This window comes from Pseudoalteromonas sp. NZS127 (assembly GCF_015864805.1).
Lineage (GTDB): Bacteria > Pseudomonadota > Gammaproteobacteria > Enterobacterales > Alteromonadaceae > Pseudoalteromonas > Pseudoalteromonas nigrifaciens.
Map to the genome: position 1 here is coordinate 1 of NZ_JADYWN010000080.1, position 557 is coordinate 557.

Consider the following 557-nt stretch of genomic DNA (forward strand, 5'->3'; position numbering starts at 1 on the left):
CTTGGCGTCGCGCCCTGGGCCGATCTTGTAAATCTTGATGGAGTCCCGGCCGCGTCCGTCTTTGTCCCATGCGCAGATGTGCGCGGCCTTGGCGGCGTGGAGTTCGCGGGTGTACTGCAGGACGGTGACGTAGTGTAGGCCCGTCAACTCGGCCAGGGTGCGGCAGTCGTGAACGCCCTCCAGCATGTGCAGGATCAACTGCGCGTAGGTCAGGGCTCCCACTTTCACTTGCTTCATTGCTTGCTTTCAGAGTTGATCTTCTTCACCGCCTGCGCCACCACCCAGCGAGTGCTGCCCATGCTGATGACGATCTCCGCCTGGGTGAGCCCCTGCTTGCGCAGGGCGGCCACGCGGGCGAGGTTGATGGGTTTCGTCTTGGGGCCGCTACCAGGGCGCGTACCGCCGTGGGTGTTCTTCATACCGGCACCTTTCCTGTTGCGTGCAGCACGGCAGTCCACACACCCTTGTCCGTGGGCGCCTGACCCCATTCCTCGGCGTAGCGGTTGTCGATGAGGTTCTTGGCGATGGAGCGGGCCTGCGCCTCTTTGACCCCCAGC

At 63.9% G+C, this 557-nt stretch carries 2 protein-coding genes; both read right to left on the reverse strand.

All coding sequences use genetic code 11. From position 1 onward, the window contains the following. Nucleotides 1–237: hypothetical protein (locus I6E78_RS18535; RefSeq protein WP_197183128.1), on the reverse strand; the 237-nt coding region annotated here is incomplete at its 3' end. Continuing rightward, nucleotides 234–419 (reverse strand): hypothetical protein, encoded by a 186-nt coding sequence (locus tag I6E78_RS18540; RefSeq protein WP_114488332.1) that lies wholly within the window; start codon nt 417–419, stop codon nt 234–236. The genes I6E78_RS18540 and I6E78_RS18535, both read right to left, overlap by 4 nt. Nucleotides 420–557: the final 138 nt, after the last annotated feature.